The sequence below is a fragment of the Paraburkholderia sp. genome (assembly GCF_036488505.1).
In the GTDB taxonomy this organism is placed as follows: Bacteria; Pseudomonadota; Gammaproteobacteria; order Burkholderiales; family Burkholderiaceae; genus Paraburkholderia.
This window is the reverse complement of the sequence record NZ_DASXHN010000002.1, coordinates 1-1,979: the sequence shown is the minus strand read 5'-3', so window position 1 is coordinate 1,979 and position 1,979 is coordinate 1. Positions and strand designations below refer to the sequence as shown.

At 60.4% G+C, this 1,979-nt stretch carries 2 protein-coding genes and 1 pseudogene; 1 reads left to right on the top strand and 2 read right to left on the bottom strand.

The window, feature by feature from the left end; all coding sequences use genetic code 11:
• Nucleotides 1-294 (bottom strand): annotated as a pseudogene (locus tag VGH68_RS00045) (alpha/beta hydrolase); the annotation flags it as partial.
• Nucleotides 295-480: 186 nt separating this feature from the next.
• Nucleotides 481-1,194, bottom strand: coding sequence for a 16S rRNA pseudouridine(516) synthase (locus VGH68_RS00040; RefSeq protein ID WP_331601466.1), 714 nt, complete (start codon nucleotides 1,192-1,194; stop codon nucleotides 481-483).
• 170 nt (nucleotides 1,195-1,364) lie between these two features.
• Here VGH68_RS00040 and VGH68_RS00035 point away from each other — a divergent pair.
• A partial coding sequence (locus VGH68_RS00035) for an IS110 family transposase (RefSeq protein ID WP_331601465.1) occupies nucleotides 1,365-1,979 on the top strand: 615 nt, incomplete at its 3' end.

The window sequence follows — 1,979 nt, the reverse complement described above, 5'->3', positions numbered from 1 at the left end:
CGTCAACGCCTGCGCAACAAACAGATAATTTCCACGATCCCCATGCTGCCAACTTCCGCCGTAAAAGAACACGACCACCGGCCGCGTCTCGCCACGCGCAACGGCTGCGATGGGAACGTAGACATCGAGTGCCTGACGAGGATCGTTTCCGTAAGCAATACCCGGTGTTTTTCGGTAGCCGCCCGACGGAATAGTGGCATTTAAAAGATTGACGGGACTACAGGCGGCCAGTGCCGCGGCGCCAAGACTGGCAAGACCGAGTGTCACGATGCGGCGTTTTTGTTGTGCGGGCATAGGTGTCGAAAAGCAGTGGATGCCACGTTCTACGCTTGAAGCGCCCGGATGGATGCAGCGCGCTTTGTTAAGACGTTAAACCCCGCGCGGTCGCGGCTCCGCTCGCTGTCGCACGAATGACACCGGAAGCGCGTCACAACATTGCCTGGACGCACAGCTCGCGCGGCCAGGCAAGCTAGTCAGTAGTCAGCTTTGCCGCAACATGGCCAGGTCTGCATCGTCGAGCCATCGCCATTGGCCTTCGTCCAGATCGTCAGGCAAACCAAAACCGCCAATGCGCTCACGATGCAACTTCTCCACCCGGTTCCCCGCGGCCGCGACCATCCGCTTCACCTGGTGATACTTGCCTTCGAGCACCGAAAGTTCGAGCGCATGTTCATTGCGTTGTTCGGCAGCGACGGCCGCAACAGGCTGCGATTCGCCGTGCAGCAAGACGCCGTCGCGCAGTGCCGATAGCTGGGCGTCGTCGAGAGGATGGCGCGTGGTCGCGAGATAAACCTTCGGCACCTTGCGTTTCGGCGATGTGAACGCGTGCACGAACGCGCCGTCGTCGGAGAGGAGCAGAAGGCCGGTCGTGTCCTGATCCAGGCGTCCCACGCATTGCACGCCGCGCTCGGTCAACTGCGGCGGCAATAGGTGAAAGACGCTCAGGTGGTGCTGCGGATCGCGTGAGCACTCGTAGCCCGGTGGCTTGTTCAGTACCAGATACGCTTTTTCCCGATACCGCCACGTGGTGCCATCGACTTGAAACTCGAACGAGGGGAGCGCGTCGGACGTGATTTCCGTCGCTGGATTAGTGCAGGGCGAGCCGGCGATGGACACGCGCTCATCCGCTACCAGCGCGCGGCATTGGCGGCGTGAGCCGAAGCCCTGCGTGAAGAGAATGCGTTCGAGATCCATCGGGCGGTTCTTGGCTCAGGCAGCGAGGAGGACGGGCGCACATTCTAGTCAGTATGACTCCGTGAGGTCGTGGCTGGCCTGCGGGTGAATCAAACGCGGGTTAGCATCTCTGCCAGAGCCGCACGATGTTGGCAGTGCCACATCGGGCAATTTCCACCACGGAGGCCAGCATGGAAAACGATAGCACACTGTACGTGGGGCTCGACGTTCACAAGGACTCGATCACGGAGGCCTATGCGCTCGGCACGGGTGAGGTTGAACTGCTCGGCAAGATTGGTACGACGAAGACGGATATCGACCGCCTGTGCAAGCGTCTTCAATCGAAAGCGCGACGCGTATGCGTCGTCTACGAAGCAGGGCCATGCGGTTACGGGCTTTACCGGCAACTGACAGAAAAAGGGTTCGACTGCATGGTCTGTGCACCGTCACTGATCCCGAAGAAACCAGGTGAGCGTGTCAAGACGGATCGGCGTGACGCGATCAAGCTGGTACGAGCGTTACGGGCGGGTGACCTGTCGGCCGTGTATGTTCCTGGCGTCGAAGATGAAGCATTCAGGGACCTGGCCCGTGCGTGGGCTGCTGCCAAAGATGACCTGAAGCAGGCCCGGCAGCGGCTGAAGTCATTTCTGCTACTGCACGGTGTGCGCTATGCCGGCAGCGCCAACTGGGGACCGGCTCATCAACGCTGGTTGAGTACGCATTCATTTGCAAACGAATGGCAGCAGTTTGCGTTCGAGGAACATCGGCGCACGATCGAAGACCGGCTGGCGCAATGCGAACGTCTC